This is a genomic window from Sulfuricurvum sp. (genome assembly GCF_028688295.1).
Lineage (GTDB): Bacteria > Campylobacterota > Campylobacteria > Campylobacterales > Sulfurimonadaceae > Sulfuricurvum.
In genome coordinates this window covers 8,356-12,747 of sequence record NZ_JAQTYM010000065.1, presented here as the reverse complement: position 1 = coordinate 12,747, position 4,392 = coordinate 8,356, and the positions used below count along the sequence as shown (strand labels likewise).

Sequence of the window (4,392 nt, the reverse complement as noted above, 5' to 3'; positions counted from 1 at the left end):
GTATTCTACCTTTTTTTGAGATACAATAAAGTTTCCGAAATAAAACAGGAGAAAACTATGAAAAATGTTTTAAGTGAGGCTAGAAAGCTATTTCAAGACATTAATACGTTGTTAACCTCTCAAGAGACAAAAGATAACAACTATTTTACTAAACTGAGCATTGCTACCGAAGAAGCCTATTTTACGATGAATAGTGGAATGTGCTCTAACACTACAGTATGCCATGAATGTGCTAATCACCGAGATTTTGTCCGAACAATGATGGATATTTTGGGAGAGCTCGAAGTCAATGCCTCAGCTGCAAATACATATAGAGATACATTATCCCAATATACAGAACGTGTAAATAAAATTTTAAAAAACATCGAAACTGTACTCGCTTCGTAGAGCAATTCGTTATAATCTATCCAATGGATAGAAATCTTTTACGTAATTTTTTTCAGCGCAACCTCCCTGGGGATATGGAACAGTGCATTGAGCTATTCGCCATCTTCGGAGGTTACGACGAAGCTATCAATACCGATGAGAGTGTTGAATTGCTTATCACTCACCACATACTTGAACCCTTTGAAACCCATCGCGAAGACCTCCTCGCACCGCTTCGGAATGATCCCCTTTATTTAAACCTTTTACATGCTGTAGCAGTGGGCGATCGACGGCAGGGATCGGCTTATCGTCGTGCTCGCATCGGCAAAGAACGTGGTGCTGAGGCCTTTGAATTTTTACGATTCAGCGGTTATCTTACGTTAGAGCGCTCACGTGAAATACCGCTGGAACGCGCCCATCCAAAACAACGATTTAAAAAAGAGATCGAACATCATCGCATTTCTCACAAATACCGATTTTCAACTCCGTTTATCCGCTTTTGGTTCGCCTTTGTCAAACCCTTTATTGCCTCAATCTCAGAACGTAATTATGAACCATTTTTTAATCACTTTCATGCTCATTTTAATGCTTTTGTCGGGTTTACGTTTGAAGAGCTATGCGATCTCTATATTCGAGACGTTTTAGCACCAAAATTTAAAAGTGATATCCTCGATTCAGGAAGCTATTGGAACCGTGAAGTGGAAATAGATTTGTTTTGTGAAACGATGGAGGGGGAAATCTGGGTAGGGGAGTGCAAATGGACAAACCACAAAGTAAACAAAAAAGAGCTTCATAAACTCGAAGAGAAATGCACTAAGCTCTCAATCACTCCGAATAAAATTTTACTCTTTAGCAAACGGGGCTTTTCAAATGAATTGCGTGACATGAATGACAAACAACTCTACCGCTTTTGTGCCGAAGATTTAAGCGTATTAACTAACCGCTTGTAATGCGCCGTATGCCTCTTGGAGGAGTTGAAATTTTTCAGTGTATTTGTTGATAGTTTTTGGATTTTTGCTTTGAACACGGTCAGGATGATACCGTTTTGCGAGAGTACGGTATCGCTTTTTCAAATCCACAGGAGATGAGCCCATCGGTATCTCAAAAATTGCATGGTAACGGATCATCTTATCGATCGCATCGTTTCCATGCCCCCAACCTCGATAGTTTCCATACAACTTACTCATAAATGCATCATCGTAATGGTAATTGATCATAAAATGGAGCACTTCTCGACGATTAAGTGTTTTTTCGAGACGTGCTTTGGCCTGCGAAGTTGTCACATCAATATAAAGATCACTAGCGGTAGTGGTGAGTAAAAGAGAGGAGAGTTGCTGTTTAAGATAACGCATAACCCATGTATTAGGGGTTAAAAAGGTCAATTTTACCCGATCAGGTCCATACGCATAGAGCTTTACATCGACGTTTTCACTTTTTTTATACGGTACTTCGATGCGGATGGCAGCGCTTTTGCATCGTTTGAGTGATCGACTGTAAAATGTCCCTGTGAGCTCATTCATTTTCGTGTAGCGCTCACTCAAATTTTCTAAAAAATCCTCTTTTTGATCCGAGGAGTTTTCATTATTGAGGACTAATACCCCATTATCGAGGAAAAGAGTGTTTTGAATGTGATGGTCGAAAAATTCTTCCATCCACGATTCTTCGAGAGTATTAGCACTCCCCTGAACGAAGATAGCGTTATTACGCAAAACAACTCTCACAGGCCCCTCCATTTAGTGATTATTACCTCACTAAAGCAAAAGGAGTTCCAAAATATCCGATTGGATCAATATCCCTGTATCATAAAATCATAAGCACCCAATAGCATACTTCGATCTTTTTCAAGATTTCTAATAACACTGCCGTATTCATTGATCGGGTATGATGCCATCAAATGAAACATCACCATGTAGTTTTTACCATTAACTTCGATCAGAGGGGTAAAGGGTAAGCTTTTATACTGTTTCGTAGCTACAGCTAACGGCACGGTTAGCCTTGTATTCAAATCGCCTAAAATATCGGATTGAATATCTAAAAGAAACGGATATGTTTCATTGGTTTGCGTGTTTTGGTTCTCATGCAAATCAAACTGTGCCACTAAAAAGCTCTATATTCTGAAGCAAATACGCCCGATTTCACCGTAAAATCGTTTAACGCTTCAATCGCTTCTTTGTTTTCCGCACGCCAACGCTCAGCTTTTTGCTCTCGTTCATATCGTATTTCAAGCGTTTTGAGATGTTCAAGTCGCTCAGCATCGATAATAGAGAGCGTGCGAGCTTTTTGGTTTTTGGGTTTAATTTTAACGATAATCTCACCCATTGCATCGAGCATTTCCCCCACAACATCCGCTTTTAAATGGCTAAATGTACCGAAAGATACTGTTTCCATTTTAGCACTCCTTTGTCGATAAAATATCGATAATTTATCGATAGTATAGCATGAGAAATAATGTATAGAGTTTAATTTCTCTCTGTAATTTTCCCATAACACTCCGGTCGGCGATCACGAACAAGACCCCAATAGTGGCGATGTTCGCGAATAGATACAGGATCAAACTCGCTGTAGAGAATCTCCTCTTTGTCACGCGAAGCTTCGGCAACTTTTTGCCCCGTATGGTCGGTAATGAACGAGGAACCGTAAAAGGTCAGGGTACAACTCTCACCCACCTCTTCACCGATACGGTTGGCGGCGATCACGGGGATGATGTTTGCCGCAGAGTGCCCCATCTGTACCCGCTGCCAGTGCGACGCCGAATCAACTCCGATTTCGGGTTCGCTTCCGATCGCGGTCGGATAAAAAATCATATCTGCCCCCATGAGGGTAAGTGAGCGAGCAGTCTCCGGAAACCACTGATCCCAGCAGATGCCGACACCGACATTTCCAAATGCCGTTTTCCATATTTTAAACCCCGTATCTCCGGGAGCAAAATAAAATTTCTCTTCATAACCCGGACCATCTGGGATGTGGGTTTTACGGTAGTTTTCCATCACGGTGCCATCAGAGTCGATCATCACGAGAGAGTTAAAATATTGCTCCCCATCTCGCTCGAAATAGCTGATCGGCAACACGACCCCTAGCTCCTTCGCCAGTGCGCTAAAATGGGTGATTAATGGATTATTGAGGAGCGGTTGTGCCCACTCGAAATACTTTTTATCCATATCTTTGCAAAAATAGTACCCCTCGAAAAGTTCAGGGATCAAGATGATATTGGCACCATTTCCTGCCGCTTCACGTACCATCGATTCAGCTTTTACTATATTAGATTGCTTATCTTCAGCCATTTGCATTTGTATTGCTGCTACTTTAACCATACACTTTTCCTTATACCGTTCACAATGACGAAATTATAGCATTGCTCTATTACAGTTCAGGGGCAATTTAGCCAAAAAACATTATCCCCTTTTAATCTATTCGGTGATATTCTAATCGCACTTGAGAAAAGAAGGAGGATACTATGAAATTAGAGCCCCAATTTAACCCGCTTCCGCAAATGAATTCTGAGATGAATAAGCGTGATAAAACACTCGATAAAATAGCAGCAGCAGTAGAGCTAGGAATGCAAGACAGCGCTTCACGATCGATCAATGATATGCTCAAAAGCCAAATTTCTACCATGTCACAAGGGCTTATGAATGCAAATGACGGAATTGCCATGATGCAAATTACCGGAGGAACTTTAAACTCTCTCTCCGAGCAAACCCAAACACTCAATGATCTTAGTGTCCGTTACAACAGTGCTTCGTTAAACGAAACTCAAAAACAAGGATTGCAAAGCGAATTTAACCGTACCGTTGAATCAATGCAACAGAGTATCGATAGCAGCAGTTTTAACGGTAAATCACTTTTTGGAAGTAGCACAACCCTCTCACTAGGCGAGAGCACCATAAGTGCTTCGATCCCTGAGATGTCTACCTCTTCACTTAGTATCGATTCTCAAGAGAGTATTGAATCGTATCGTGATACCTTGGATCAAGCCAATTCGACGATAGGTTCTACTACGAATGGTCTCATCAGCGCATCCAATAC

7 protein-coding genes are annotated in these 4,392 nt (G+C 41.3%); 3 read left to right on the top strand and 4 right to left on the bottom strand.

Annotated elements, in window-relative coordinates:
- The first annotated feature begins 57 nt into the window (after positions 1-57).
- Together PHR02_RS11105 and PHR02_RS11100 are read left to right on the top strand one after the other, a co-directional pair.
- Positions 58-387 carry a hypothetical protein gene (locus tag PHR02_RS11105; protein WP_299992107.1) on the top strand — a complete coding sequence of 110 codons (330 nt, stop codon included), beginning with the start codon at positions 58-60 and terminating at the stop codon, positions 385-387.
- Between the two features lie 23 nt (positions 388-410).
- Positions 411-1,316 (top strand): DUF234 domain-containing protein, encoded by a 906-nt coding sequence (locus PHR02_RS11100; protein ID WP_299992105.1) that lies wholly within the window; start codon positions 411-413, stop codon positions 1,314-1,316.
- Here the strand turns inward: PHR02_RS11100 and PHR02_RS11095 are convergent.
- From PHR02_RS11095 to aguB, 4 genes are all read right to left on the bottom strand, one after another.
- On the bottom strand, positions 1,299-2,087 hold the full coding sequence (locus PHR02_RS11095; protein WP_299992103.1) for a J domain-containing protein: 789 nt from the start codon (positions 2,085-2,087) through the stop codon (positions 1,299-1,301). The genes PHR02_RS11100 and PHR02_RS11095 overlap by 18 nt on opposite strands.
- 65 nt (positions 2,088-2,152) lie before the next feature.
- Complete coding sequence (locus tag PHR02_RS11090; protein WP_299992101.1) at positions 2,153-2,464, bottom strand: CcdB family protein; 312 nt, start codon at positions 2,462-2,464, stop codon at positions 2,153-2,155.
- Positions 2,464-2,754, bottom strand: a complete 291-nt coding sequence (locus PHR02_RS11085; RefSeq protein ID WP_299992100.1) for a type II toxin-antitoxin system CcdA family antitoxin — start codon at positions 2,752-2,754, stop codon at positions 2,464-2,466. Before PHR02_RS11085 ends, PHR02_RS11090 begins: the two co-directional genes overlap by 1 nt.
- A 71-nt stretch (positions 2,755-2,825) precedes the next feature.
- The gene (gene aguB, locus PHR02_RS11080) at positions 2,826-3,677 is read right to left on the bottom strand and encodes an N-carbamoylputrescine amidase (protein WP_299992098.1); all 852 of its coding nucleotides are present in this window, start codon (positions 3,675-3,677) and stop codon (positions 2,826-2,828) included.
- A 143-nt stretch (positions 3,678-3,820) separates the two neighbouring features.
- On the opposite strand from aguB, the gene PHR02_RS11075 reads away from it, so the two are divergent.
- The coding region (locus tag PHR02_RS11075) for a hypothetical protein (protein WP_299992097.1) at positions 3,821-4,392 on the top strand (572 nt) is incomplete at its 3' end.